20 protein-coding genes are annotated in these 25,118 nt (G+C 64.3%); 9 read left to right on the plus strand and 11 right to left on the minus strand.

Going from position 1 to position 25,118, the window contains the following annotated elements:
* The first annotated feature begins 1 nt into the window (after position 1).
* Positions 2–820: a hypothetical protein gene (locus H0264_RS15745; RefSeq protein ID WP_181584647.1), complete on the plus strand. Its 819-nt coding sequence runs from the start codon at positions 2–4 to the stop codon at positions 818–820.
* Here the strand turns inward: H0264_RS15745 and H0264_RS15750 are convergent.
* From H0264_RS15750 to H0264_RS15770, 5 genes are all read right to left on the minus strand, one after another.
* Positions 732–2,045 (minus strand): AAA domain-containing protein, encoded by a 1,314-nt coding sequence (locus H0264_RS15750; RefSeq protein ID WP_220139989.1) that lies wholly within the window; start codon positions 2,043–2,045, stop codon positions 732–734. The two genes, H0264_RS15745 and H0264_RS15750, sit on opposite strands and share 89 nt — an antisense overlap.
* Complete coding sequence (locus H0264_RS15755; RefSeq protein ID WP_181584649.1) at positions 2,042–3,520, minus strand: hypothetical protein; 1,479 nt, start codon at positions 3,518–3,520, stop codon at positions 2,042–2,044. The genes H0264_RS15750 and H0264_RS15755 overlap by 4 nt, the downstream gene beginning before the upstream one ends.
* A complete protein-coding gene (locus tag H0264_RS15760; RefSeq protein WP_181584650.1) occupies positions 3,517–4,602 on the minus strand; it encodes a hypothetical protein in 1,086 nt (361 codons plus the stop codon). Before H0264_RS15760 ends, H0264_RS15755 begins: the two co-directional genes overlap by 4 nt.
* On the minus strand, positions 4,599–5,315 hold the full coding sequence (locus tag H0264_RS15765) for a hypothetical protein (protein WP_231086709.1): 717 nt from the start codon (positions 5,313–5,315) through the stop codon (positions 4,599–4,601). The genes H0264_RS15760 and H0264_RS15765 overlap by 4 nt, the downstream gene beginning before the upstream one ends.
* A 163-nt stretch (positions 5,316–5,478) precedes the next feature.
* Entirely contained in the window at positions 5,479–6,078 is a 600-nt protein-coding gene (locus tag H0264_RS15770) for a hypothetical protein (protein WP_181584652.1), read from the minus strand.
* 239 nt (positions 6,079–6,317) lie between these two features.
* Here H0264_RS15770 and H0264_RS15775 point away from each other — a divergent pair, with 239 nt between their 5' ends.
* Positions 6,318–6,860 carry a hypothetical protein gene (locus H0264_RS15775; protein WP_181584653.1) on the plus strand — a complete coding sequence of 181 codons (543 nt, stop codon included), beginning with the start codon at positions 6,318–6,320 and terminating at the stop codon, positions 6,858–6,860.
* Between the two features lie 57 nt (positions 6,861–6,917).
* On the opposite strand, the gene H0264_RS15780 is transcribed toward H0264_RS15775, so the two are convergent.
* On the minus strand, positions 6,918–9,809 hold the full coding sequence (locus H0264_RS15780) for an AAA domain-containing protein (RefSeq protein ID WP_181584654.1): 2,892 nt from the start codon (positions 9,807–9,809) through the stop codon (positions 6,918–6,920).
* A 486-nt stretch (positions 9,810–10,295) separates the two neighbouring features.
* Here H0264_RS15780 and H0264_RS15785 point away from each other — a divergent pair, with 486 nt between their 5' ends.
* On the plus strand, positions 10,296–12,065 hold the full coding sequence (locus H0264_RS15785) for a UvrD-helicase domain-containing protein (RefSeq protein WP_181584655.1): 1,770 nt from the start codon (positions 10,296–10,298) through the stop codon (positions 12,063–12,065).
* 16 nt (positions 12,066–12,081) lie between these two features.
* Here the strand turns inward: H0264_RS15785 and H0264_RS15790 are convergent, their stop codons facing one another.
* The gene (locus tag H0264_RS15790; protein WP_181584656.1) at positions 12,082–12,753 is read right to left on the minus strand and encodes a hypothetical protein; all 672 of its coding nucleotides are present in this window, start codon (positions 12,751–12,753) and stop codon (positions 12,082–12,084) included.
* 454 nt (positions 12,754–13,207) lie between these two features.
* On the opposite strand from H0264_RS15790, the gene H0264_RS39330 reads away from it, so the two are divergent.
* The 3 genes from H0264_RS39330 (at position 13,208) to H0264_RS15800 (ending at position 17,649) form a co-directional block, all read left to right on the plus strand.
* Positions 13,208–13,684: a Scr1 family TA system antitoxin-like transcriptional regulator gene (locus H0264_RS39330; protein WP_420832095.1), complete on the plus strand. Its 477-nt coding sequence runs from the start codon at positions 13,208–13,210 to the stop codon at positions 13,682–13,684.
* Complete coding sequence (locus H0264_RS15795; RefSeq protein WP_181584657.1) at positions 13,665–15,587, plus strand: DNA/RNA helicase domain-containing protein; 1,923 nt, start codon at positions 13,665–13,667, stop codon at positions 15,585–15,587. Before H0264_RS39330 ends, H0264_RS15795 begins: the two co-directional genes overlap by 20 nt.
* A gap of 172 nt (positions 15,588–15,759) precedes the next feature.
* Positions 15,760–17,649: a DNA/RNA helicase domain-containing protein gene (locus H0264_RS15800; protein ID WP_181584658.1), complete on the plus strand. Its 1,890-nt coding sequence runs from the start codon at positions 15,760–15,762 to the stop codon at positions 17,647–17,649.
* Between the two features lie 3 nt (positions 17,650–17,652).
* Here H0264_RS15800 and H0264_RS15805 read toward each other — a convergent pair whose 3' ends face one another.
* From H0264_RS15805 to H0264_RS39025, 4 genes are all read right to left on the minus strand, one after another.
* Positions 17,653–18,006, minus strand: coding sequence for a nucleotide pyrophosphohydrolase (locus H0264_RS15805; protein WP_181584659.1), 354 nt, complete (start codon positions 18,004–18,006; stop codon positions 17,653–17,655).
* Between the two features lie 459 nt (positions 18,007–18,465).
* Complete coding sequence (locus H0264_RS15810; protein WP_181584660.1) at positions 18,466–19,062, minus strand: hypothetical protein; 597 nt, start codon at positions 19,060–19,062, stop codon at positions 18,466–18,468.
* A gap of 381 nt (positions 19,063–19,443) precedes the next feature.
* Complete coding sequence (locus H0264_RS15815; RefSeq protein ID WP_181584661.1) at positions 19,444–20,091, minus strand: DUF4352 domain-containing protein; 648 nt, start codon at positions 20,089–20,091, stop codon at positions 19,444–19,446.
* Between the two features lie 83 nt (positions 20,092–20,174).
* Positions 20,175–20,534, minus strand: a complete 360-nt coding sequence (locus H0264_RS39025; protein WP_181584662.1) for a DUF732 domain-containing protein — start codon at positions 20,532–20,534, stop codon at positions 20,175–20,177.
* Positions 20,535–20,775: 241 nt separating this feature from the next.
* On the opposite strand from H0264_RS39025, the gene H0264_RS15825 reads away from it, so the two are divergent.
* From H0264_RS15825 to H0264_RS15835, 3 genes are all read left to right on the plus strand, one after another.
* Positions 20,776–22,794 carry an N-6 DNA methylase gene (locus H0264_RS15825; protein ID WP_181584663.1) on the plus strand — a complete coding sequence of 673 codons (2,019 nt, stop codon included), beginning with the start codon at positions 20,776–20,778 and terminating at the stop codon, positions 22,792–22,794.
* Positions 22,795–22,936: 142 nt separating this feature from the next.
* Entirely contained in the window at positions 22,937–23,563 is a 627-nt protein-coding gene (locus H0264_RS15830) for a restriction endonuclease subunit S domain-containing protein (protein ID WP_181584664.1), read from the plus strand.
* Positions 23,564–23,604: 41 nt separating this feature from the next.
* Positions 23,605–25,053 carry a serine/threonine protein kinase gene (locus tag H0264_RS15835; protein ID WP_244976201.1) on the plus strand — a complete coding sequence of 483 codons (1,449 nt, stop codon included), beginning with the start codon at positions 23,605–23,607 and terminating at the stop codon, positions 25,051–25,053.
* The last annotated feature ends 65 nt before the right edge of the window (positions 25,054–25,118 follow it).

Here is a 25,118-nt window from a genome sequence, read left to right on the forward strand (position 1 = left end):
CATGAACCCACTCACTCTGCACCGCAAGTTCGCCTCCGCCGTAGCAGGTTTCGAGTTCCGCGCCGACCCCCTCGAAGCGGAACTCCTCGCAACCTTCCTCCTCGAGGCCCTCACCCGAAACCTCGATACCACCGGCCCCCGATTCGACCAAGCCATCATCGACACCGCCATCCCCGGCATAGCGTCGGTGGCTTCCCCGAAGTCCCTCGCGGTACTGCGCGCCATAGCCACCCTCACCCGCGGCAAGCCCGCCATAGCCGCCGCCACCGCAGCCGACCGACTGCTCGCCGCCGGTGTCCCCATCCCCGCCTGGGTCGCCGAATTGTCGGAGCGCACAACAGTTTCCGGCTGCACTTCCATTACCGGCCCCCAGCGAGACATCACCTTCCTGCTCGCGGCCTTCCACCGAGCCGGCCGCTCCCACCTCCTGGTAACCCAGGTCGACCACCGCCACGGAGGCACCGCAGTCGACATCACGTTGGCGGACGCCACCCGTGTGGGCGATTTCCTCGATCAGCTGAAGTCCGAAACCCCAACTCTGGTAGCGACCCGCCTGTCGACGAACGCCTTCCGCGCACAAGCCGAGTCCGTCTTGGCGATCCGAGCCGCCCTGGACCGGGCGGAACTGGAACAGGACTTCGCTCTCGGCGCCGTAGCCCAGGAGCACTACCGAGCCATGGCTCGCCTCCTCCGCACCCGTTTGAACACCCTCCCGCTCCCGCCCCTCCCGGTCAGGTGCGAGGCGCCGCGGCTGCGATCCGGTGTTCGGCGAGGTGGGCGAGCACGGATTGATTCGCTTCCCAGCCGTCGGGGAATTTGACCGGGACGCCGAGGTGGACGGGTTCGGTGGAGGGGTGGGCGTCGAGGAGTTCGGGGATGCCGGCGCGGCCCACGACGATGCAGGCGTGGCGGTGGCGGGAGGTGAGGACGCAGAGGCGGCCGGTTTCGAGGTGGAAGGCGGTGGCATCGCGGCGGCCCGAAAGGGGGTGCAGGACAATGGTTACGTCGTACTCGCGACCCTGTAGGCGGTTGGCGGTGTCGACGGTGACGGTGGCGGCGGGGGTGCCTTGGAGGGCGGCGCGGACGGCGGCGGCCTGGTCGCGGTGGGCGGTGCCGACGGCGATGCGGTCGGCCGTCACCGGGTTGGAGCCGCGTTCCGAGTGGGCTGTCGCGCCGCGCTCCAGAAGGCGGACAGTAAGTGCGGCAATCGCGGCGATGGCTTCGCTGTCGGTGCGGATGGTGTGGCGGGCGGGCAGTTCGTACCAGGCCCAACCGGTGAGCGCGGCTTCGTCGAGCGCGCTGTCGAGGGGCCCGCCCCAGCCGCCGGCGGTGGCGAATTCCATTCTGCGCTGGGCGGGTTCGGTGCCTGCGCGGAATCCGGTGAACGGGTAGAAGGCGTCGGAGACGACGGTGGCCGCCGAGGCGGGCAGTCGCCAGGACACCGGTAGTCGATGCATGGGGATGTCGGAGTTGTGGGCGAGCAGGACGCTGACGGCGCTCATGGTGGGATCCCAGGACAAGCCGGCCCAGCGTGCGGTGTCCACGGTGGCGAAGGGGTCCAGCTGGCCGGGGTCGCCCACGAACAGTGCGCGTTCGAAGCGGCTGGAGATGCGCAGCAGCATGTCGGAGCGCATCTGGTACGCCTCGTCGACGATGGCCCAGGACCAGTTGCCCTCCGACACGGTCGCCCATTTGGCGGCGGTGCCGATGAGGATATTGCGGTCGGCCAGATCCGTCGGACTCTTGGCGATCTTGACGTTCGGGTGCGCCATAACGCGTTCGGAAGGGTCGTACGTTCCGGCCGAGACCCGCCCGATCAGTAGTCCGGGGTCTTCGGTGGCGAGCCGGTCGATGAGGTCGTCGACCTGTTCGTTGGTTTGCGCCACGATGATCCGCTGATCCCCGCCACGGGTGAGGTGCCGCGCGGCCCGCACCACGAGCGTGGATTTCCCTGCACCAGGCGGAGAGTCGACCACGACGGCCCGATCGGAGTCCCGGTCGAGATCGGCCAGCACATTGTTGACGACCTGATCGGCGGTGCTCACGACCATTCCTCCTGAGCCTCTTCGGTTTCCGGATTCCACTCCGGTGGGGGACCGCCGTGCGTCCACGGAGTCTCTTCGCGTGCAGGCAGTTTGGGCGGCGCCTGATAGTCGTCACCGAAGCTGGCGAAGCAGACCTGCGCACCGGCCTCGGGGACGGAACCTTCCTCGGGGACAAGCTTGCGGCCCATCCCACCGGATAGCTCGAGCACGATGGTGCCGTCCTCGATGGACACCACCGTGCCCTTCTGATTCCGGCGTTCGACACTGCACAGTTTGCTGCCGATCTCGGCGGTGAACGGGTCCTCGGTTTCGACGACAATGCGCGGCCGCAGCGTAGGCCGCTTCCCGCTGGTGTCGACCCGGGTCGGGTCGCTTTGCACGACCACCCCGCGGAAGGCTTCCCCGGTGAGCCGGCGCTCTGCCATCACCCGCGGATCGTCGTATGCCCGTTGGGCTTCCAGCGCATCGAGCGCCTGCTCGCGGTCGAGCAGCCGCCGCACCGCACTCACGGCGTGATCCCGCCGCGCCTGCGGCACCCCTTCTTCGATGCTGTCCATGAACCGCGAAAAGCTGCCGCGATCCCGATCCCACCGCTTGGCCACACTCGCGCCCTCGGGTAGTGCTTGCAGCAGTTCCAGCCCCCGCCACATGAGCGCCCAGGTCGGTTCCAACTGCTGCCGCACCGACAGCTCGAGTCGTTCGAGCGCGGTATCGATGGCCCGCTCGTCGACCGCATTGTTGAACGCCGAAATCAGCGGCGCCAGTTCCTCATTGTCATATCCAGGATCGGTCGCCGGGCCTGCGGGCGGCGAACGCAACGGATCTTCCGCCAAAGCTGCCGCCTGCTGCCCGGTGAGTCCCTCCGGCGGATCGATCCACCCCAGCAGCGCCGCCAGATTCCCATCTTCCAGCGAGGATTGCCCGGAAGCCCAATGCATTCCGAGCACGGTCGTCATCGCCAAAAGTATTGAGGATCCAGGATGTTCGGCCCGATCGCCGAACCAGGTGAGCCACCGCCCGAGCAGCGGCACCGTTTCCGGCAGCGGGTTCGGCCCATCCGGTTTCAGAAACCGCAACCTGCGACCCAGCTTCTGCAGCAACGAGATTCCGCCCGAGTTCGGCACCCACACCTGCGGCGCGTCGAGGCACCGCTGATACGTCTCCCCGTCCTTGCCCGCGATCTCCTCGGTGTCCTCCAGGAACGACGCCAGATACGGCAGCACAACCTCGGCCAGTTCCGCCGCAAACCGCAACTGCAGCACCCGGTCTCGCGGCTGCGGCACGAACAACACCCGTGGTTCGGCCTGTGAGAACCCCAGCATCACCGCCAGCGGCGCCGCCGTCTCCCCAGCCATCCGCAACGGAATCATGACCAGCGGCCGCTCCGCCGAATGACAGTGCCGCACATCGGCAATCCGCTGCGCCCGCCCGGCTCGCGTGGCCTCCAACCGCGCCAGTGCGGTCAGCACACTCACCCGGCGACCTCCTGCCGCAGCCGATGCGCGAACCGCAGCACTCGAGCGATATCCGCATGCTCCTCACCCGCCGGCATGGACCCGTCCGCCAGCGCGAGAACCATTCCGATGCTGTCGATTCCGCCGAGCTGATCGCACACGCCCCGCCCGAGCATGTCGACGGACCCGCAGGCCCGCGACTCGTTTCGGCAGAAGAATGCCAGCTCACAACTCGACATGCATTCCGGCGCGTATCGCCCCGGCACTGCTCCGACAGCCTTGCCGAGATCGTCTCCCGGCTCGAAAGTCATTCCAGCAGGCAGTATCTCGACAAGGTCCTTGATGGAAGTCAATCGCGACAACTGCCGGGTGATGACGGCCAGCTGCTTCCGGACATCCACCAGTTCCGCGGTAGGCCGGTTGGTGAAATCCTTGGTGCACACCAGAATCACATTGTGCGACACCCGATCCGGCGATTCCCCGAGCTCCTCGACCAGTTCCCGTAGCGCCCGCACATACACCGCCGACTGCCGCGCGGCAGCGGCAACCTGCTCCGGATCGGCCTGCCCGTCGATGACGGCGAACGCCTTGATCTCGACAATATGAAACAGCCCATCGATCTGCACCGCAACCAGATCCGGTTCGAGAAACGCAGGCGCTCCCGCGATCTCCAACCGCAGCATCGGATGATCGAACAGCGTCCCCTCGCCGGTCTTCAGCGCCCGCGCGACGAGTTGCCGAGTCCGCTGATACCGCACATTGTTCCCGGTGTTGTCCCCCACGGAATTCAAATCGTCGTAGGCGACCTCCGGAATGGTCAACCCCAGCTTGGCCCGCAGCAGTGCCACCAACTCGGCACACCCATTGGCCTTCACCATCGCCTCGAACGCATTCCCGCGAGTAATGGCGAACTGCGACTGCCCGAACTGCGCCGGAAACCCCAACCCCTGCGCCACAGCCGCCTTGTCGACAGCGGCCGCATCCAGCACCGCCCGCCGCGAACACCCCGGATTACTGGTCAACGCCGCAATAGTTCGCGCGTTGTGCCGACAAGCCGGTGCGCCACCACGCAATTCCTCCAGCCGCGCCGACAACTCGTTCATCCCGCGGACCCTCCTGATCCCTGTCGCCGAGTACTTCCGAACCGTGTGCCGAACAGTTGCGCAGCCGGATCCCGCAGCTGCACCGCCGCCCGCTGAGCAGCATCCCACCGCTGTCCGACATCTACTTGCTGATGCACCGCGAGTTCATCGCGCGCCGCCGCGATAACAGCGTCGGCATCCACCTCGAGCCCGGTACTCCGAACCCCCGGAATAGTCGCCGAAAGCTGCCGCAGCACCCGATGCCCAGAGGGCGAAACCCGCTCGGCCTTTGAAACATGTTCCGCCAGCCGAATTACCGCCGTGAGCAGGTCCGTCCGCGCACTGAGCGGCCCCACCACCCGCCGCTCCAACGGCCACGTACTGACTGCCATCAGTCCCCGCGCAGGCGCCAGCAGATCCACCGTCAGGGCCGCACAAATGTAATAGGGCCGAGCCAACGGTGCCCCCCGAAAGCTGCGTTCCTCATCCCTGCGCAAACTTGTCAACCGGGCTGCCACCAGTTCGCCCGAAAAGAACCCCTCATGCACGCTGACAATCAACCGAGGCGCAGCCGGCACCGACAACAACGTCAACGCCCGATGCACATGCTCCCGCACCGGCACCCCGGCCCCACCCACATCCTCGATGTCCTCAGCGTCCTCACCCCCACCGAGAACAACAGCCTCCCAATCCTTTTCAGCCTGCCGCAACTGCGCCCGCAACTGCCGCGCCATAGTCCGATCCCCACCGGAAACGGCCCGCCGAACAGAACTCCGAAGCTCAGAGATCCTCTCTTCCAAGGCATCTGGCGAATCACTCACGGCACAGACATTAGCCGCACGTTCCCTCGGATGCCAGTGTCTACCAGTATTTCCCAGTATCCTGCCGCAGCCGGTGCTACTGCGGCGGATACGGCCCGGAGTACGGCGGATAGCCGGGATAGGTCGGATATACCGGCGCTGGCTGGAAGTAAGCGCGAGATTGCTTGTTCCACAACAGGATCACCGCCGCGAGCCCGACCAGCCACGTCACCACACTGACAGCAAGCGACACCGCCGTACCCTCCGCCCCCGGCATCAACAAGAACAGCATCGAAGCCGAATACAACCCGAAGAACACAGTCCCGGTGACCCGCGCCCAGTTCCTCCCCGCCCGATTCATGAACGCCATCCACACCCACAACCCCACCGACAACACCCCGAGAACGATCCCGAACCCGAACGACACCATGACAATGGTGTCGATATCCCCACTCGCAAGCACCCCACCAGAAGCCTCAGCCGCCTTCTCCCGCGCCGCCGGCAACTGCGTGAACCCAACAACAATCCCGAGCACCCCGAGCACCGCCCCGGCCAACATCAGATAGAACGCGTAGGTCACCGTCGGCGGAGGCGTCCGAGGCCCCGTAACGGCAGCTCCCGGATACGGCTGAGCCGCCCCGGGAAACGGCTGATACATATTCGGATCCGGGAAAGACTGAGGCTGCTCGTAGGTCATGATCCGCCCTTCGACATCGGTTGGGCTGGAGCATATCGGTACGGTCGTACAAACCAGGCGATCCGCTTGTTACAGTGCGACCGCTGCATCGGCACCCGCCCCTCGTCGACTCCGAATAGCTGGGCATGAGTCTCCTGGTCGGCGATAGCCAAGATTCAGACAATGGCCGGTGGAACGGGGTCGGAGGTGAATCGGCCCGCCCCGGCCCATCGACGTCGCCTGCCGACGAAGAAGCGAGGATGATGCGTAAGCCCACAACCATGGCAGCCTGCTTGCTCACGGCTTTCCTGGCCGCTGCCTGCGGTTCGAGCACGAGCCCGCTGCAGTCCGACGGAATGGCCGGGGACTGCACCGGCGTATTCGACTTCAACTCGAAGGCCGAGCCGTTGGGGTCGTCGCAGAATCTGGTGAACACCGTGTACAACCGCTCGGCCAGCCCCGATGTAATCACGTTGCAGGACTTGACAACTGCCGCCGGTTGGGCGGACGGATGGGATCGAATGATAGTCGCCGGCCAAGGCATCAGCAGGGATGTCCTCAACACCCGTGCAGATCTACCCGGGTACTGCTGGGAGAACTTCCCCAGCACCAACCCGACCGATCACCCGTACGATTGGTACATCTTCATAGAGGGGCAGACCCCCAAACAGGTGCTGAAGGTGTTGCGAAGCGACGGACTGTTCCAACGCGCCAAAGAGGGTGCACTGACTCCGGAAACCCGTCTGAGCCCAATCCCGCCGAAGGTTGGCGATCGGGGCTATTTCGTACCGGCCGAACAATAGGCTGTGCCCGGCGTTGTGCCGGGCGCAACGGCGGTGAGCCTGCGGAATCCGATACTCCTACAACCACTTCTGAACAAGTTCGATGGGGACGTCGATGCTGACCCACCATTGCCCTCGCTTCGGATCCCACCGTCCGCGAGCAACACGTTTGATCTCGTCATTGTCTGACATCGGAACATCGCCACGGAGGTATCGCCGGTCTCCGGCGACGGTCGATGGCTTGGGGGAACGGCGCTCGGCCTTCTTGTGATCGTCGGACCGATCCCGCTGAGCACGCTGGATGATCTTCCGGACCCGTTCGCAGGACCCACGATCGGTGATTCGCATCATGAGATCGGTGGGGCCACGGTTGGCCAGCAGATTCAGCGAGCCGTGCCACAGGATCTCTTCATCGACGATGACGACTTTCTCGTGCATCTGCTCGCGCTGCTGCATTTCACAACCGGCGGCACGCAGTCGTGAAGCCAAACGTCCTGCGCGCGAATCCGGTTGGTGATTCCGGGTATGGATTCGCACCGTCACCCCCGCATCGATTCGAGGTTGTAGTCGTGGCAGCCAGCGATTGACGGCGTCCGTATCGAGGAATGCACAGTAGATGTCGATACTGGACCGCGCGTTCTTGAAGTCCCAGTCGACGGCGAGTGGTACTTCGTCATGGGGGAAGAAGGCAGGTCGGTTGCGTTCGTCGGCGGGCATTCGGCCCAGTTCGTCGGCCGAACGAATAGGTACCAACTGATCGACCGGGATGTAGTACGCGTAGGTGGCCAGGTGGTCGATCATTTTGCGGGCTTCGCCGCGCGGCAGCAGCTTCTCGCGCAGGAAGTTCAGGTCGGCGACTACGACCAAGTGATCGCGGGCGCGACTGACCGCGACATTCAGCAGGCGGCACGTGCTCGATGACAGCCCCGCGCTCTCATAGAAGGTGCCGACTTTCGAGGAAGCTCCGGCCACGGTATCGATAATGACGATCGGCCGCTCGCTGCCTTGGAAGCGGTGCACGGTGTCCACCATTCCGTTGTACTTCTCACCGAACCGGTAGTTCAGGCTTGCCGTCAAGGACTGAACCTGGTCGCGGTAAGGGGTGATTACCGCGAGTGTCGAGTCGGCTCTGCCCTCGTTCGCGTAACGGGCAGGTAGAACCGTTTCATACTGCAGCGCACGCACCAACTCATGAATGATCGCGGCGTGCACCGGATTTGCGGTCGGGGTTCCCGTATTGCTGGTACCTAGGCGCTGCTGAGCTCCCGACGTATCGATCAGTACGAGCGGACTGGCCACGAGGGAGTCCTCGGACACCGACGTGGAGTCGATCCGGCCGGTGGTCAAGGGCATATCCGGGTAGGCGATCGTATTCACCAGCTCGCAGATCGCGGAACGCATTCGATACTGCTGGGTCAGGGCGACCAGCCGAGGGTCGGGTCTGACAACCCCATCGGGCCCGACCAGACCCGCGGAGTGGAAGACATCGCGATCCATCCACAGCCGGGCATGATCGCGGTCGTCCGCGGAAAGACCGCGTTCATTCGATGCCCGGGTTACCGCGGGAAGCTGACGGAAGTCGCCCGCGAAGACGATGCGTCGTCGAGCCATGCCCGCCACGCACCACGCTGATGGGAGATTCACCATGGCGGCTTCGTCCACCACCACAACATCGACTTCGTCCATGACGCGTGCGGATTGGATCGTGCGTGCCACAGTAGTGCCGAGCACTCGACAGGATTGTGCCAGCAGTTCGCGTATCTTGCTCCGTCGCTCGGTCAATTCCACGACGGCCTGCAGAGCTGTCTCGAGATCGCTTTTGACGGCCTCGAATTCAACTCCGTCCAGTTCCCGGTTGAGCTCATCGATTCGCTGATCGATCCGATCCTGCGGTGGGACGCGCCTCGGCTCCAGGCGGTCGCTGTGCGCAAGCAGCGCTTTGATGTTCACCTGCTCACTGCGCAGGGACGCAATCGCGTTGTCCAGTTCTGCGAGTCTGCGCTGACGACGCTGTGCGAACATTCCAGAAGGCTGGCCGATTTCCCCGATCTCGCGGCGGATCTCCGACAGTTCTCGTTCGATCTCCTGCCATCGGAGCAACATGCCGAGTTCCTCGAGGTTCTCGAGCCTGCGCTGGGCGCCTTCCCTCGAGATCTGCGCTGCCGCAAGCTGAATCGACAGGTCCGAGTCGAAGCGAGATGCGAGTCGATCCACATCGATCGCTGATCCGTATCGGTCCATCAGGGACGGCAGTTCGATCTCGCCGGCCCGCTGCACCAGCCCGAATTCGAATCCGGGTTCTTCACGAAGGAGATCGCAGATCCGTTCGAGAGCCTGATCGACTGCGACATTGGTGGGTGCGACGAACAACACCCGAAGTCCTTGTCGTACACAGCCTTCCACGATGTGCCCGATAACGGCTGTCTTACCTGTGCCAGGTGGTCCCCAGACGAAGGTGAGTTCACCGCCCAGCGCGAATTCGATCGCCGCGCGTTGCTGCGCGTTCAGCTGCAGACCGGCATAGCCGCGCACCCATTTCGCCGCGTCCTCCCGCTTGCCGGACACCGGCCGACCCTGCCCGAGCGTCCAACCCGCCTTGTCGAGGTCGAGTGTGTTGTGCGCAGTATCGATCCGGCGTTCCAGTGCTCGAAGTGGAGCCGTGTTGTCCTCGCGCAGCTCCGCGGTCTGGAGACCATCGTGTGCCGGGCTGTCGAGTGTCACCCGGACCCGCTCGTCCGACAACCAGACCGCGGACCCAGGTATCCATTTCTGCTGGGATCCGGCCCGGCGAATCAGCACCTTCGTATGCGGCGGAGACTTCCGTGCGACCGCGAACTCGAAGATGGTCGATCCGTCACCGTGGGCGAGCCGCAGCGGCACGCTGTCGCCAGCGCGTGAATCCGAAAGTGCGGCATCGATTTCCAGACGAACTGCATGGAGTAGCTGATCAATCGGAACCGGTCTCGACATGCGTCCCCCTGACAGCGGGTGATGTCAACTCGCTGGGCTCTCCCGCCCTCGAGCCACGGTCTCAGTATGGCGGCGGGTACGCAGAATAGCTGTCCCCATCGAAGCGGATGGCACCCTGCGTCAGTCCGAGTAGCCGTGGGTTGCTGTTCTCCGCCATGGCATCCAACTGCCGTCTGAACAGACCGACCAGAATTTGTGGCTCGCAAAGGAATTGCGTCACTCTAGTGGAGCGCCGTTCATCCGGGCGGCCGTCGTCGTCGCGAGAGCCGAGGTGGCAAGGTGGCGCGAGAAACGAGTCATGATCGGGAAGTCCGGCGAATCCGAGCGGTGGATACCCTGACCGCCATCAGGCCCATGTCTACTCGTCAACGGGATGTTCTAACGGCGATACTGGTCGACGGCCCGCGCGGTTGGAACCTGGTCGTCCGGGGTCCGGAGCCCGCGGTATCCGGCTCGGCCGACGCATTTCTGATCGGCCCCGGCGGGGTGTTCGGCCTGCTGTTCAGCGAGCGCCCACGTGAGGAAGCGGTGGCTCACCTGTTCCGGGAGCGCTGCGCGCAGTTGTTCGACGACCTGCCTATCGGCAACCATCGCAATGTCTTCGTTCCAGAAACCATCGAGTTCGTCCGGATCGTCGCTCCACATTCCGACATTCGCGGAGACGAGGGGTGCCGGGTGGTGAGCGCTCTGGAGTGGCGGTCCTTACTCGCTGCCGAGCCCAGAATGAAGCGGAGCGAGGCGGATCGGATCGCGGAGGCGGTGACGGTGCGGGATCGGGCCTACACGCGGGTGTCGGTCGATCGCTCGCTAGCTTCACGATCGGCCGACGACTCCGGCCTGCTCGACGTCGCCGATCTGTACGAGGGCGACCGCACGCGAGCGCTGGAAAAGCCCTTCCCGACGTGGATGACCTTCCTCGATCCCGCACAGCGTGCGCTGGCAACGCGTAACTACAACGGCCCGGCGCGTATCGCCGGTCCGGCCGGCTCGGGCAAAACGGTGGTGGCACTGCATCGGATGGCGCATCGGGCCCGCCGCACCACCGGAAAGTTATTGTTCACCACCTTCGTTCGCAACCTGCCACCGTGTCAGCAACGAGCTTTCGCGCAGCTCGCGCCGGACGTGAGCGCACGCGCGGAATTCAAGAACCTGCACTCCTGGGCGGGGGAGTTTCTGGCACGCCGCGACCTCCCCGACCGGATGGACCTTCGGAAGGCCGATAACGCCTTCAATATGGCTTGGTCGCGAGTCGGTAGCCGGGGTCCGCTCGCTGACATCGAATGCGACAACCGGTATTGGCGTGATGAGATCGACCGATTGATCAAAGGCCGTGGAATCGCGAAATTCGAGGAGTACGCCATCTTGGATCGGCGTGGTCGTCGAGGTGTCCTGCGGCGTCCGGCCCGAGAAGCTGTGTGGGAGCTTTACGAGCAGTACGAGAGTCTGCGCAAGCGGGCCGGGTTCCTCGACGCCAACGACCTGATCGCCGCGGCGCTGCGGGAGATTCTCAGGGAACCACCCGACGAGGACTACGCCATGGTCGTGGTGGATGAGGTACAGGACATGAGCGTGCTCGGATTGCGACTGGTGCACGCCCTCGTCGGAAACACTCCCAACGCGTTGCTGCTGGTCGGCGATCCCCAACAGCAGATCTACGCCGGTGGATGGCGATTGTCGGAAGCCGGCATACCGATCGTCGGACGCGGTGAAACCCTGAAGGTGAATTATCGCAACTGCGATGCGGTGCTCGAACTCGCCACAACCTTGGAAGGCCGGAACCTCGTCGATGATCTCGACGGCGCACCGGGCACCACCCTGAGTCGATCCGAATCCGTACTCACTGGCGGCACCGCCGAAAAATGGTGTGGCAGTGACGAAGACGTCGAGAACCAGGTCCGCGTCACGCTCGATTCGCTGGCCGAAGCGGGCATACCGCTCTCCGATACCGCCCTCATCACCCGCACCAACGCAGAAGCAGATCGGTTCCGAGTCGCATTGCGTGGCTGGGGAATCGAGTTCCGAAACCTGGAGAACTACGACGGCGCCGAGGAGGACATGATCAAAATCGGCACGGTGTATCGCGCCAAGGGCCTGGACTTCCGGGCGGTACTGCACCCCTACTTCGCGAAGTCGGTGCCGGAGGACGAACGTGGAGACTCGGCGCGTGACCGTGCGGACCTGGCAGCCAACCAGCGATTCGTCGCGATCACCCGGGCCCGCGAGTACGTCTGGCTGGGCATCGTGGCGAACGAATGAACGTCGCGGCGGTCGGCTACCTGTGTGAGCGCTGCGGCAATGCTCCTGAGCGGAAGCTCACACCGTAAAGCTGGTGTGCGCGATGGCCTTCCATGCCCGCGAGGACGGTGATCGCGGCGCACCCGCCGAGGAGCAGGGTCAGGTCGATCGGCGCGGGGAGCAGGGTTGTTTCCCGTGTGGTGAGGTTGATGATGGTGACCGTCCAGGTCACGACTACAGCCACGGTTGGTCCGAGCAACAGGTGCCCGTCGACAGCGTTGAACCAGTGCTTGGTGATCAGGAACAGGGCGCGAATCAGGAACGGCACAATCGCCAGCGTGAAGGCGATCACCGCCACCAAAACGATCAAGCCCACCAGGGGTCCGGCTTGCCCGTCGAAGGCCGACATCAGCCTGGGGACAGCGACGCAGGCGGCGATACCGGCGACACAGATTCCCATCGTCCGCAGCGGGTAGACCAGCTGGCGGGCGGTGGTGGTGCGGTGGGGCGACTCGGTGACGGCGATGAGCACGGCCATGGCGATGAGGCAGACAGGGAACGCGATCATGGCTGAAAGCATCACGCGCGCTGTGGAATCGAAGACTATCGCCTCGACCACATTGTCCGAATACTTCCCGAGGACAAGAAGATTGATCCCCACACCTATGACAGTGCGGGCCGTGCCGAGATCGTCGACGGTCTTGTCCAACGGTGCGAGCCGATAGCCCGGTGTGAACAACTTGCCCGCCAGCCCCCACCCGTAGGCGACCGGTGCGAGCAGCAGATCCCACATATGTTTCCCCCATGCTGTGCCAGGCGCACCACTGTATCCAATTGTATTGGTACGCACCAGTATCCGGCGTGCTCCGGATCCACATCGCTGTGGATCCGCCGGCTCAGGCGAACCTCTTGCCTTTGGTTGCGAGTGCGACGCGCCCGCGCGGACTGATCCGCCAGCTACCCTGCGGTTGTGTGCGTGCGGTTTCTGTGGTTGGGCGCGATGGCGTCCGGCGGGATGACGGCGGGGGAGTTCGAGCCTGCCGCCGTCGCACAGCGATAGGTGGACGGTGTCGGATTCCGCGGCGCGGGCCTCGCGGTGGAAGCCCCACGCGGACCAGAACATGATGAGCCCGCAGAGGGCGATGATCGACAGCAGTACCCATATGTACCAAGGCATTTCAGCCTCCGGTCATGGAGTTGGAACAGCGTGTGCAGATTCGGATGCAGCGGCAGACAGTCATCACACGACGGTTGTCCCCAGTCGAGGTTTATCTGCTGCTGGACGAGCAGCACTGCGGCGGGTAGCGGGTTCACGCAGAGCCATGGCCACGCAGCTCCGCGGCCTGGCTGACACTCCGCCCAACGTCACAGTCCAAGTGCTCCCTTTCAATGTCGGTTTCCACGTGGGCGGCCATGTCGGACCGTTCGTGATCCTGGAATTCCCCGGTGATCCCAGCACCGGCGACCCCATCGAACCCACCACCATCGATGTGGAGTCCGCGGATCTCGAACGGTTGTGTTTGAATTGCAGTGATTTGGCGGCCCGCCGAGCACCGAGTCCAACTCGTCGCTGCTCCCACCCGCCCACCGGATCCGGATGGGGCAGTGCGGGGAGTGCAGATGGCGCTGATGCGTGGTAGTGCGCGCAGGTTGTGGGAGTTGGCTGATGCCAATCGATTGCCCATACAACTATTGGAACGGGCGGCGACAGAGTGGGATCGGCAGCCGAGCCCTGGGGAAGTACGGTCGTGGAAGAACAGTTTGCACCGGTTTCTAGGTGATGTTGTGGAGGCGGGGCTCGGCGACATCGAGGTCTTGCTGGAGCACAGATTGCCGCATAGCCCGAAACGGGTTGATGTCATTCTGTGCGGTGTTCATCCGGAGACGCGCGTATCGAGTTTCGTTCTGGTAGAGCTCAAGCAATGGTCGGAAGCGGAACGGCTAACTCGTGACCTGGTCAGGGTGTCTTTCTACGACGATCCTGTATTGCACCCGATCGCGCAGGTTCATGAATACTGTCGGTACCTGGTAGATTTCACTCCAGACCTCGAGCGACACGATTGCTTGGTCCTAGGAATTGCATACTTGCACAATGCTCTGCCGGAGATGGGCCGGTCGCTGATGCGTGATCCTCGCGATCACGAGAGTTTGTTCACCCATGGCGATACGGACCGGATGCGGGCGCTTCTGTGTTCGTTGTTGGACGGTGGGGTTGATTCGGGAGCGGCGCGACGAGTTGCCGACGCATTTCTGCAGTTCGATCACCGGCCGAGCAAGAAGTTGCTTGACCTGGCAGCGGAAGAGATCGAAAGTCGTGAACTGTTCGTGTTGCTGGACGAGCAACGAGTCGCCTACGAGATGGTCGCCGCGGCCGTCAACCGGGCTTGGGAGGCAAGCCGCGCGCAAAGGAAAAATGTCGAGGTGTCCTTCCAGCGGACGGCGGTCATCGTGGTCGGCGGTCCGGGCTCGGGCAAGAGTGTGATCGCGCTGAGTCTGATGGGCCACCTCGCGCGTGGCGGATATGCCGTCACCCATGCGACGGGGTCCCGTGCCTTTACGAAGACAATGCAGAAAGCGTTGGGAGAGAAGTCTTCTCGGGGGCGATCACTGTTCAAATTCTTCAGTGATTACTCCGATGCCAAGAGTGGGGACGTGGATGTCCTGATTTGCGATGAGGCCCACAGGATCAGGACGACGGACGACGCTCAGCTGACGGATTCGGAGCGTCGAAGGGGTCGTCGGAACCAGTTGTACGAGTTGGTCACCGCTGCAGCGGTTCCGGTGTTCTTCCTCGATGACAATCAGGTTGTGAGACCTGGGGAAGCAGGTTCGCTCGCAACCATCAAGGAGGGGGCGGAAGGTGCGGGTCTCCGGGTTGACGTCGTCAACTTGCGTAGCCAGTTCCGTTGTGGCGGTTCGGATCTCTTCGAGCGATGGGTGGATCGACTGCTTGGTGTGATCGACGAGCCGCCACTGTCCTGGTCCCAGAGCTCTGCGGGCATCGACGACGCGTATGTGGTGGGAAGTGCCGGTTCGCCGGGCGAGTTGGAGGCATGGGTCCTTGCTGGGCAGGGCCAGGGGCCGGGCGCGGCGCGGATGTCAGCAGGCTACTGCTGGGATTGGTCAAGGCGCCCAACAGGTTCGGGTGCGAATCGACGGCTGGTGGCCGATGTTCAGATCGGCGGTTGGAGGCGACCGTGGAATGCCCGGCCGGGTGCGAATGTGCCGGGCGTTCCCGATTCGGATTTTTGGGCCTCCGACCCCGCAGGTGTCGGACAGGTCGGTTGTATCTACACCGCGCAGGGCTTCGAATATGACTGGGCGGGAGTCATTTTCGGGCCTGATCTGGTCCGGCGAGGGGGCACGTGGGTGGCGGATCGGTCATCGTCGTTCGACGGAGCCGTGAAGAGGGCCGATGTAGCGACATTCCCGGACCTGATTCGCAATACGTACAAGGTTCTGCTCACACGAGGCATGCGCGGGGTGCGTCTCTTCTCGACGGATCCCGAGACGCAGGCGTTCCTGGTGCGGATGACCAGTTGAACTACCCTCCGCAGCCCAGTTCGATTCTCGTGGAGAACATTCCGGTGCCGGTCCGGTCGGGGCAGGCCGAAGTCCAGTAATCTGATCTTCGCGGCCCGCCGGGCACCGAAGTGTCGCTTCGTCGCTGCCCCCACCCGCATGGTGAATTCCGCATGCGTCTATGGGGTGGCGAATGGTTCTTGTACGGGGTAGTGCCGAGTTCCTGCTGGCGGAGGCCAACACTGGTCGACTGACGCAACTGCTGGCTGACCAGGCGCTTTTCAAATGGGGCAAGAACGCCGGGACTTCCGAACAGCGTGCGTGGACCAACAGCTTGCCGGTCATGCTGAATGACATCGTCGATACGGGGCTCGGCAATGTCGAGGTGCTTATCGAATATGGCCTACCCCACAGCCCGAAGCGGGTCGATGCGGTGCTGTGCGGCGTGCATCCACGCACAGGGGCTCCGAGCTATGTCCTGGTCGAGCTGAAACAGTGGTCGAGGGTCGAAAGCGTGGCGGAGGATCTGGTCAGGATCCAGGGGTACCCGAGGCCGTCTTTGCATCCGGTCGAGCAGGTGCGGCGATACTGTGAGTACCTTGTGGATTCAACTCCGGCCCTTGCTGACCGGCCTGAAGTGGTGCACGGCATCGCGTACTTGCACAACGCACGATCGCGTATTGTCGCTGCGCTCGATCAGTACGAGCCCACTCCGTTCGGACTCATGTTCACCATGGACGACCGCGCACTGATGGCAAATCATCTGCGGGGCTTGCTGAACATCGGCGGGAGTCGCACCCACGCGCTCCAGGCCGCGGACGACTTCCTGCACTTCGAGCACGCTCCGACGAAGCCGTTGCTCGATCTGGCGGCGAAGGAGATTCAAGAGCGGGAGCAGTTCATTCTGCTCGATGAGCAGTGGATCGCCTACAAGCTGGTGATGCAAGCCCTCGAGCGTTCGCGCGCCGAGCACACTCGAACCGTCGTAATCGTTTCGGGCGGACCAGGTTCGGGCAAGAGCGTGATTGCGCTTAGTCTGCTCGGCGAGTTGGCGCGACAAGGTCGGCGGGTCCACCACGCAACCGGATCGAGTGCCTTCACAAGGACCATGCGGAAGATTGCCGGCAGGCGGAATCCGCGAGTGCAGACCTTGTTCAAGTACTTCAACAACTACATGAGCTCCGCGCCGCGTGAACTGGATGTTCTGATTTGTGATGAGGCGCACCGGATTCGGGAAACCAGTGCCAACCGATTCACCAGTGCACAGCAGCGCGCATCGAGCCGGCGGCAGATCGACGAGCTCCTCGAAGTGGCCTCGGTTCCGGTATTTCTGCTGGATGAGAACCAGACTGTGCGTCCAGGGGAGATGGGCTCGCTTGCGGAGATCACCGCGGCAGCGGAGGCCGCCGATTGCAAGGTCGACGTGATTCCGTTGGACGGTCAGTTCCGTTGCGGTGGTTCGGATCTGTTCGATATTTGGGTCGAGCACCTGCTGGGCTTGAACCCCCTGCAACCGATCAGCTGGTCGGAACTGACCGAGGGTTCTGACGACAGGTTTCGCGTCACCAGCGCTGTGTCGCCGCAGGCACTTGAGTCGTGGCTTCTGTGCCAGCAGGAGCGTCAGGGCGGGACTGCTCGGATCGCAGCGGGCTACTGCTGGCCGTGGAGTGACCCCGAAGCTATTGAAGACAGCAAGCGGCTGGTCGATGACATAAAGATCGGGGATTGGAAACGACCTTGGAACGCCAAGCCTGAGAAGCGAGTGCCTGATGCTCCTGAGTCCTACTACTGGGCGTCCGATGACCGTGGGTTTGGACAGGTCGGCTGTATCTATACCGCCCAGGGCTTCGAATACGACTGGGCTGGAGTAATTTTCGGCGAGGACTTCGTGCGTCGCGGCGACAAGTGGGTCGCGCGCAGGGGCCGTTCGCACGACCCCGCTGTACGAAAAGCATCCGAGAGCGAATTCGCGGCACTGATTTGCAACACCTACAAGGTATTGCTCACCCGGGGAATGCGCGGGACCTGTGTCTATTCGACTGACCCGGAGACGCAGGCATTTCTCGAGAAGATGACCGGTTGATCCTCAGCGCAGCTCGGAATGCTTCACTGCTCGCCCGCGGGTGAGCGCTACAGGATACCGCTCCTCGTTGGAGCGCACCTTCGCTTCTGCTGCGGCGACCAGATCAATCTGTAGTACGTCCGCGAGTCGCAGCAGATAGATGAAGACGTCGGCTAACTCTTCTTCCACTCGCGCCCGACCATGATCGTCGTTCGAAATGGCGGCGCTCTGCTCCGGCGTGAGCCACTGGAAGATCTCGGAGAGCTCGCCAACCTCACCCATTAGCGCCATCACCAGGTTCTTGGGGGTATGGAATTGATTCCAATCGCGCTCGGTCGCGAAGTCGGATATGAGCGCCTGCAAACGATCGATGGCCATGTGTCCTGTGTATCAGCTCGCAGGGCCGCGCACAGGTCGACGTGCCGACGTGCATCACACAATCCGAGATTCGATATCCGCAGTGTCGGATTATGTTGGGCGCCATTGCAAGCCACGCTCAACGAGCTCGAAGAGCAGTTCTCGGCCGAAACGAGTTGGATCATTCGGCCATCGAGCTCCGGCTGACCTGCGACGTCGCGGAGGAACTCCGACACGGCAGCGATGTGCCGGTTCGGGGTGAAGGGGCGGGCGACCTCGATTGCTTGTTGCTGTGAACGTATTTCGGCTTGGCGGATGGTGTCCACAAGAAGCCGTCCGAGCCTTGCCTCGCCGAGCCGCAGTGCCTGCGGGGTCAGACGGATGTCCTGGACCCGGCCCTGTGTGTCGGTGGTGACGCTGAGTTCGTGCGCGCGCGACGGGGTGACTACTCGGACTTGCGCCAGAGCATCTTTCAGTCGGTCATCGTTCACCACCGCCTTCAGCGGAGGTCGATTGCTCGAGGACGGTGATGGTGCTCGGATCGAGCGATGAGGCGGACAGGATTTCTTGGATCACTGCCTGTGGCGCCACGTCTGTGTTCAGCGCGACGACGGCGGTCCCCGAACGATCAGCCCATCCCGGCCAGATGAAGGCTACTTCCGCGCCGGATCGCAAACGGGCGAGGAGCATCTCGCGGTTGTAGCCCGGCGGGCGGCGGAGCATCTTGCGCAGCGGGCCTTGAATGGCAGGCCAGGCCACGTCGATTCGGGCGATGGGTGGGACGTCGACGAACTCGGTCCATCGGGACAAGGGGAGTTCTCGGAGAGCGGGGTCGGGCCACGGGCGCAGGTCGTCGAGTTCGGTGAGAACACGGGTCAGGAAGCCTTGGATGTCCGTTTGGGTGAACTTGGTCTGCACCACGGGATCGAGGTCTTCGCCGGAGGCCAGGGCGTCGGACAAGGCGCGGTACTCATCATCGACGGTCAAGTCCCACAATGGTTCTCGCGCCAATGTCGCCGCGGTGCGGCCGACTTCGTCGGGCCCCAGCCGCTCGGCGAACTGGATGCCGTACAGCACGGCGTTGACGACAGCGCGCCAATTGTCGGTCATGGCAGTCCCTTCTCGTGTCAGTTCGGTGCCAGCAGGGAGATCGGGCTCGGGTCGATCTTCAAGCCCTGGCTTCTCAACTGGTCTATGACCTGGTTGGAGAATGCCTGCGCGGGACGGTAGTGGCCGTTCGCGTCGGTGATCAAACGTAGTTCGCCGTTCAGCACATGCGGTTGGCCCGCGCCGGCGACGGGAGCTCCGGAACGAGAACGCCGAGCCGGGCCGCATCGTGGGATGCGACCCGGCTCGGTCGTTGTGCGGGAAGGGCTACGCGGTGCAGACGGTTGTCGCGCACTGCCTCTTGGTGGATTCCTCGGCCTTGATGACCCCGTCGACGGTGATGCGGCAGGGTTAGTGGAGGGAGACCTTGACGCCGCCGGAGAACATCGAGTCGTGGAGCATGATGTAGTCGGGCTGGGAGTCGGCGGGGAGGTCGAAGACGATCTGGGCGGTGATGGTGTTGCCGGGGTTGAGGTCGGCGTAGAGGCTGGTGTCGGCCTGGAGGTTCATGCCCGCCGAGGCGTCGTTGCTGAACTTGCGGTTCTTGGTGTCGAAGACGTACTGGTTGCCGGGGGAGAAGCCGTAGGGCTTGTCGGAGGTGTTGGTGATCGTGAGGGAGACGATGGTGTAGGCGCCCTGGGCCTTCTTGGCGAGGTAGGGGTTGTCGCCTACTTCGGGGATGCCGGACTGGATTTCGGTTACCACGAATTCGAACTTGCCGTCGCGGACGGGGGTGTTGAGGCCGGGGATGGGCTTGGTGGCGGGGGATTCCTTGGCGGGGGAATCGGTTGCGGGGGAGCCGGTTTCGGAGGTGGTGCCCTTGGATGCGGGGTCGGACTTGCTGATCAGGGCCGTGCAGCCGCCGCAGAGCACGATGATGGCGGCGAAGGCGATCAGGATGATCTTGAGGGCGTTGGACTTCTTGGGCGGGGCGGGCGGCAGGTACTGGGGCGGGACGGGGGGCGTCGGGTAGTTCTGGGGGCCGGGCTGGTAGGTCATGGGGTTCCTTTGGGGTGGAGCGGATTTGGGCGTGGCTGGGTGGGCGGCCCGCTGGTGGCGGGCCGCCTGGGTGATGGGGTGGGTCAGAGGTCGTACTGGGGGCAGTAGGCGAGGATCGCGGCGTTGAGGAAGGTGTAGGGGTACTTCAGGGTGTCGCGGGAGTCCTCGGCGAGCTTGATGTGGTTGGCGGCCGAGTTGCCGTGGGCGTCGAGCCAGCGGCACTGGGACTGGGCCAGGCGGATGGCGGAATCCTGGACGCTGCAGCTCTTTTCGTCGTAGTTGGACTTCTTCAGGAAGAGCTGGTCGGCGTTGCTGCGGGGGTTGCAGGAGGTGCCGGAGGAGCCGCCGGACGAGCCGGTGTTGGGGGCCGCGAGGGCGGTGGGGGCGGTGGCGGTGAGGGCTGCGGTGGCGGCGAGGGCGAGCAGGGTTGCGGTGGTGCGCATGGGTTTCCTTGTCGTGCAGTGGGCGTGCTGGATCGCGGCGGCACCTGTGGTGCGTGCGCCGTGGGGAGGTTGGGAGCCGGGGGTGATATCGGCCCGGCGGATGGTGGTTTGTTGATCCGCACTGTCGTGCCGGTCGATGCAAAACCGTACGAGTCGTTGAAAGCATTGTCAATCGAGATATCGAGATTGATTTTTGCTCACCTATCGATCATGGTGGGGGGACGTATACGAGAGGAGGGGTATGTCCAACCCCGCGTCAACGGTCAGCGCCGCGGAGATCTCCCGGCTCGCCGGCGTCACGCGCGCCACGGTGAGCAACTGGCGGCGGAGGCACTCCGACTTTCCCAAGCCGATCGAACCGGATGAGAGTCGTCCCCGGTTCGACCTTCGTGAAGTGCAGGAATGGCTGGCGGGGCACGGGTTCGAGGCGGCGGATTCGCCGACCAGCGAATTGCGGACGCTGGTGCGTTTGCGGGCCACGCCCGAGGCGGTCGCGCGGTTCATGGCGACGCTGCGGCGCGTCGATGACGAGTGGATCGTCGCGCCGGGCAAGGGCGGTGATGCGGAATTCGCTGCGGCCGCGACGCAGGTGATGGAGCGGTCGGCGGTCGCGGATGGTGCTCGCGCCGCTGTCGACGCACTGGCCGAGCGTGCGCTGGAGGACAGCGCGGCGTCGGGTGTGTACATCACCCCCGAGCGTCTGGCGGGTCTCATGGCGGCGCTGTTGGGCTCCCCGGGATCGCTCGAGCTGCACAGTGTGCTCGACCCCGCCTGCGGTAGCGGTTCACTGCTGCTCGCGGCGGCCGAGAACGGCGCCGACGAGTTGTACGGGCAGGATCTGCTGCCGGTGCAGGCGCAGCGCACGCGATTGCTGTTGGAAGCCGATACGACGGCCCGGCTCGTCATGAGCTCGGGGGATTCCCTCGGCGCGGACGCCTTCCCTGATCTGCAAGCCGATGCTGTGCTCTGCAATCCGCCCTACGGTCAACGTGATTGGGGCTCAGCGGAATTGGCGATGGATACCCGATGGATATTCGGCACGCCACCGCGCGGGGAGCCGGAACTGGCCTGGGTGCAGCACGCTGTGGCGCATCTGCGGCCGGGTGGCACGGCGGTGCTGCTACTTCCGCCTGCCGTGGCCACCCGGCCCTCCGGCCGCAAGATTCGCGCGAATCTGGCACGGCGCGGGGCACTTCGAGCCGTTATCGGTTTGGCTCCGGGTGCGGCGCCGCCATGGCATGTCGGTCTGCAGATGTGGGTGCTGCGGAATCCGCAACCGGGCGCTCCGGTTTCGGAGCATCTGTTGTTCGTCGACACGACCGCTCTCCCGGCGGGTGGCGACGGTGAGGATCGCATCGATTGGGATGCGGTGACGGCCGCGGTCACCCGGGCCTGGCGGGCCTTCGACAGCGAGAACCCTGAAACCGCAATTCGATCCGGAGTGGCCGCGGTGGTGCGCGTGGTCGAGATTCTCGACGACGATGTGGACCTCACCCCCGCGCAGTATGTCCGCTCATCATTGGATTCCGGAGCGGTTTCCGGTCAGGTCGACCACGCCATAGCGCGACTCTCCAGTGCCGCACAGGAATTGACGGCCGCGACCGGAGCATTGACGGGCTGGGCGGAATCGGCCGGTCAATCCTGGCGGTTCGTCACGATCGCCGACCTGCAGAATCACGGTCAGCTGCAGTGGATTCGGAATTCGCCACCGGCTTCGGAGAAACCCGCACCGGATGATCAACGCAGAGTTCTCACCGCGCCCGATGTGGCGACCGGCAGCCCGGCGTCGGGAACCATGAGTACGTCCGCGCCGGCGACGGTCGAAGAGATTCGCATCGGCGACGTACTGATTCCCGCGGTGCGCAGCGATCGCACCGGAGGCCGCAGCGCGCGGGTGGCCGAACCGGAGGATGCGGGCGCGATCATCGGCCCGCATGTGCACGCCTTGCGCGCCGATCGTGACCGGCTCGACCCCTGGTTTCTTGCCGGATTCCTCACCGGCGCCGAAAATGTTTCCGCGACAAGGACATCCACGGTCCGATTCGACCCGAGCCGATTGCGGATCCCGGTGCTCTCCCTCGCCGAACAGCAACGGTACGGGGAGATTTTCCGGCTCCTGTTCCAATTGCGCACGGCTGCCCGCCGTGCCACCTATGCGGCGGAGAATGCGGCGGAATTGGTGACGACCGGCCTTACCGCCGGTGCGCTCGCGCCCGAAGCCGACGAAGCGAAAGAGCGACTGTGGAGCACACGGAAATGACGGAATTCCGTTCGGCCGGTCCGTCCGGCCTCCGACTGCTACCGTTGCCGCTGACCGCAGAAAGTATGCGAGTGTTGATCTTGGGGGGAGACCGCGGATTGTGATGCGGGATACTGCTGACCACAGAGGATTTCGCGGTCCATTGGACGAATACCCCAAGCTGTGTGCCGATCTGCTCGAACACGTCTGGACAGTTCCCGAGCTCCACGCGAATTCCGCTGTACCGGAAGCGGTCTCGCTGGAGGAATTGATCGACGCCGAGGCGGTGACTCTGCTCGAGTCGCCGCTCGCCGTCATCTCCACCGAAGGCGATACACCGATGCTGACGGCGAAGGATGTCCGCCTGGGCCGTGCGCCCTCGCGGTGGGGTGCGGCCCGGACCGACGGCTCGGTGCTCGTCCGGACGGGTGACATCGCTGTCGTCACCGGTACCGATCCGGCTGCCCGCGTGTGCGTCGACGACGGAATGCTATTGGGGCCCACCGTGCAATTGGTGCGCACCAACCCCCGCGCGATCGACCCGCAGTTCCTGGCCGGTGTGCTGCGGGCCGCGGTCGACGCCGCAGCGGGAACCCTGGTCGACCTCTACCAGGTTCAAGTACCCCGTCTCCCGCTAGCCGAACAACGCCGCTACGGAACAGCATTCGAGCAGCTGGTCGCCCTCGAATCCGCCTGGGAACAACAGCGCGCGAGCGTCGGGCGGCTGGTGCGTCTCGGCTTCGGCGGGCTCGCGCAGGGGCGGCTGCGACCGGCCGTCTCCGCCGAGTAGGTTGGCATGTCAGCTTTTCTGGACTCACGGAGGTAGGGGCGGTGCAACCGGAGCAGGTCGTCGACGGCCGGTACCAGCTGTTCGACAAGATCGGCTCGGGCGGGATGGGACAGGTCTACGAGGGCTACGACCGGCATCTGGAGCGTCGGATCGCGGTGAAGTTCACCAACCCGGGCCTGGCCGACGACCCGGAGTGGACCAAGCGCTTCATGCGTGAGGCCCGGTTGATGGCGAGCATCAGCCACCCGGGCATGCCCGCGGTGCACGACGCCGGAATCGTTCGCGGGCAACCGGATCGGCCCTACCTCGTCATGGAGTTCGTCGATGGCGTCACCTTCGAGCAACTGCTCGACACCCACGGGCCGCTGTCGATCGGCGTGGTGGCCGCGCTGGGCTCGCAGGCGGCAGCCGTGCTCGCCGCCACCCACCGCAATCGCATCTACCACCGGGATCTCAAGCCCTCCAACCTGATGCTGTGCGCCGACGGCACCGTGAAGGTGCTCGATTTCGGATTGGCGATCGCGCCCGACACCGACATGACCAGGTACACCGCGACCGGTCACACCCTCGGCACCCCGGCGTTCATGGCGCCGGAACAGGTCAACGGACTGCCGGTGGCGCCGCAGACCGATCTCTACGCCCTGGGGCTGGTGCTGCACGAACTGCTCACCGGCGATCGGGTGATGACCGGAACGTCGGCCTTCGCGGTGTGGCACAACCAGGTCAATCAGCCGGCCCCCGATATTTTCCGCGAATGCCCGGGGGTGCCCACGGAAATGGGGCGGCTCATCATGAGCATGCTGGCCAAGCTGCCCGGTGACCGTCCCGAGGATGCCGCGACCGTGCACACCGTGTTATTGCGTCACGCGACCGGCCTCGGTGAGCTACCCGAGATCAATGACACGCGGAGCCCGGTGCAGATGTACGCGCACGCGGTGGGCGTGTCCGTGTCGCCGCGCCGAGCGCCGACCATCGTCAATCGAACCAATGGGTCGTCCAGGCCGCTCGACGTTGTCGCACCGCGTTTCGACGGGGATGCAAGTCCCACAGCCGAATTCAGCCGGGGGGATCTGCAGCGCGCCATGCGGCGGGCGCGCGATCTGGCCGACGATTCCCGCTACGGCCCGGCCATCCACGAACTGAAAACGATCGTCGATCGGGCGCAGCCGCTCCTGGGTACCCGCGACGCCGATGTGGTCGAGGCTCGGCTGCGGTTGGCGGATCTGCGTTTCGAAGGCGCGGACTACGCCGGTGCGAGTGACCTGTACCGCTCCCTCATCGACGATCTCACCGCCGAGCGTGGGCCCTACGACGACCAGGTCATGTACTGCCAGCGGCAGCTCGCCACCTGTCATGTGCACACCGGCGACAATCGGGCCGCGTTGACGCGCCTCAAGCGGCTGCACAGTCAGATGGCGGTGCGCTACGGGGAGCAGGATCGGCGTGTCGTCGAACTGGCCAATCAGATCAACAGCATTCGAGGCTCCTGACCTAGGTCGTACGGCTCGGGCGATGCGGTCGGATTCTCGGCTGACGTCCGAATAGTCCTGTCGCA

The organism is Nocardia huaxiensis (assembly GCF_013744875.1).
Lineage (GTDB): Bacteria > Actinomycetota > Actinomycetes > Mycobacteriales > Mycobacteriaceae > Nocardia > Nocardia huaxiensis.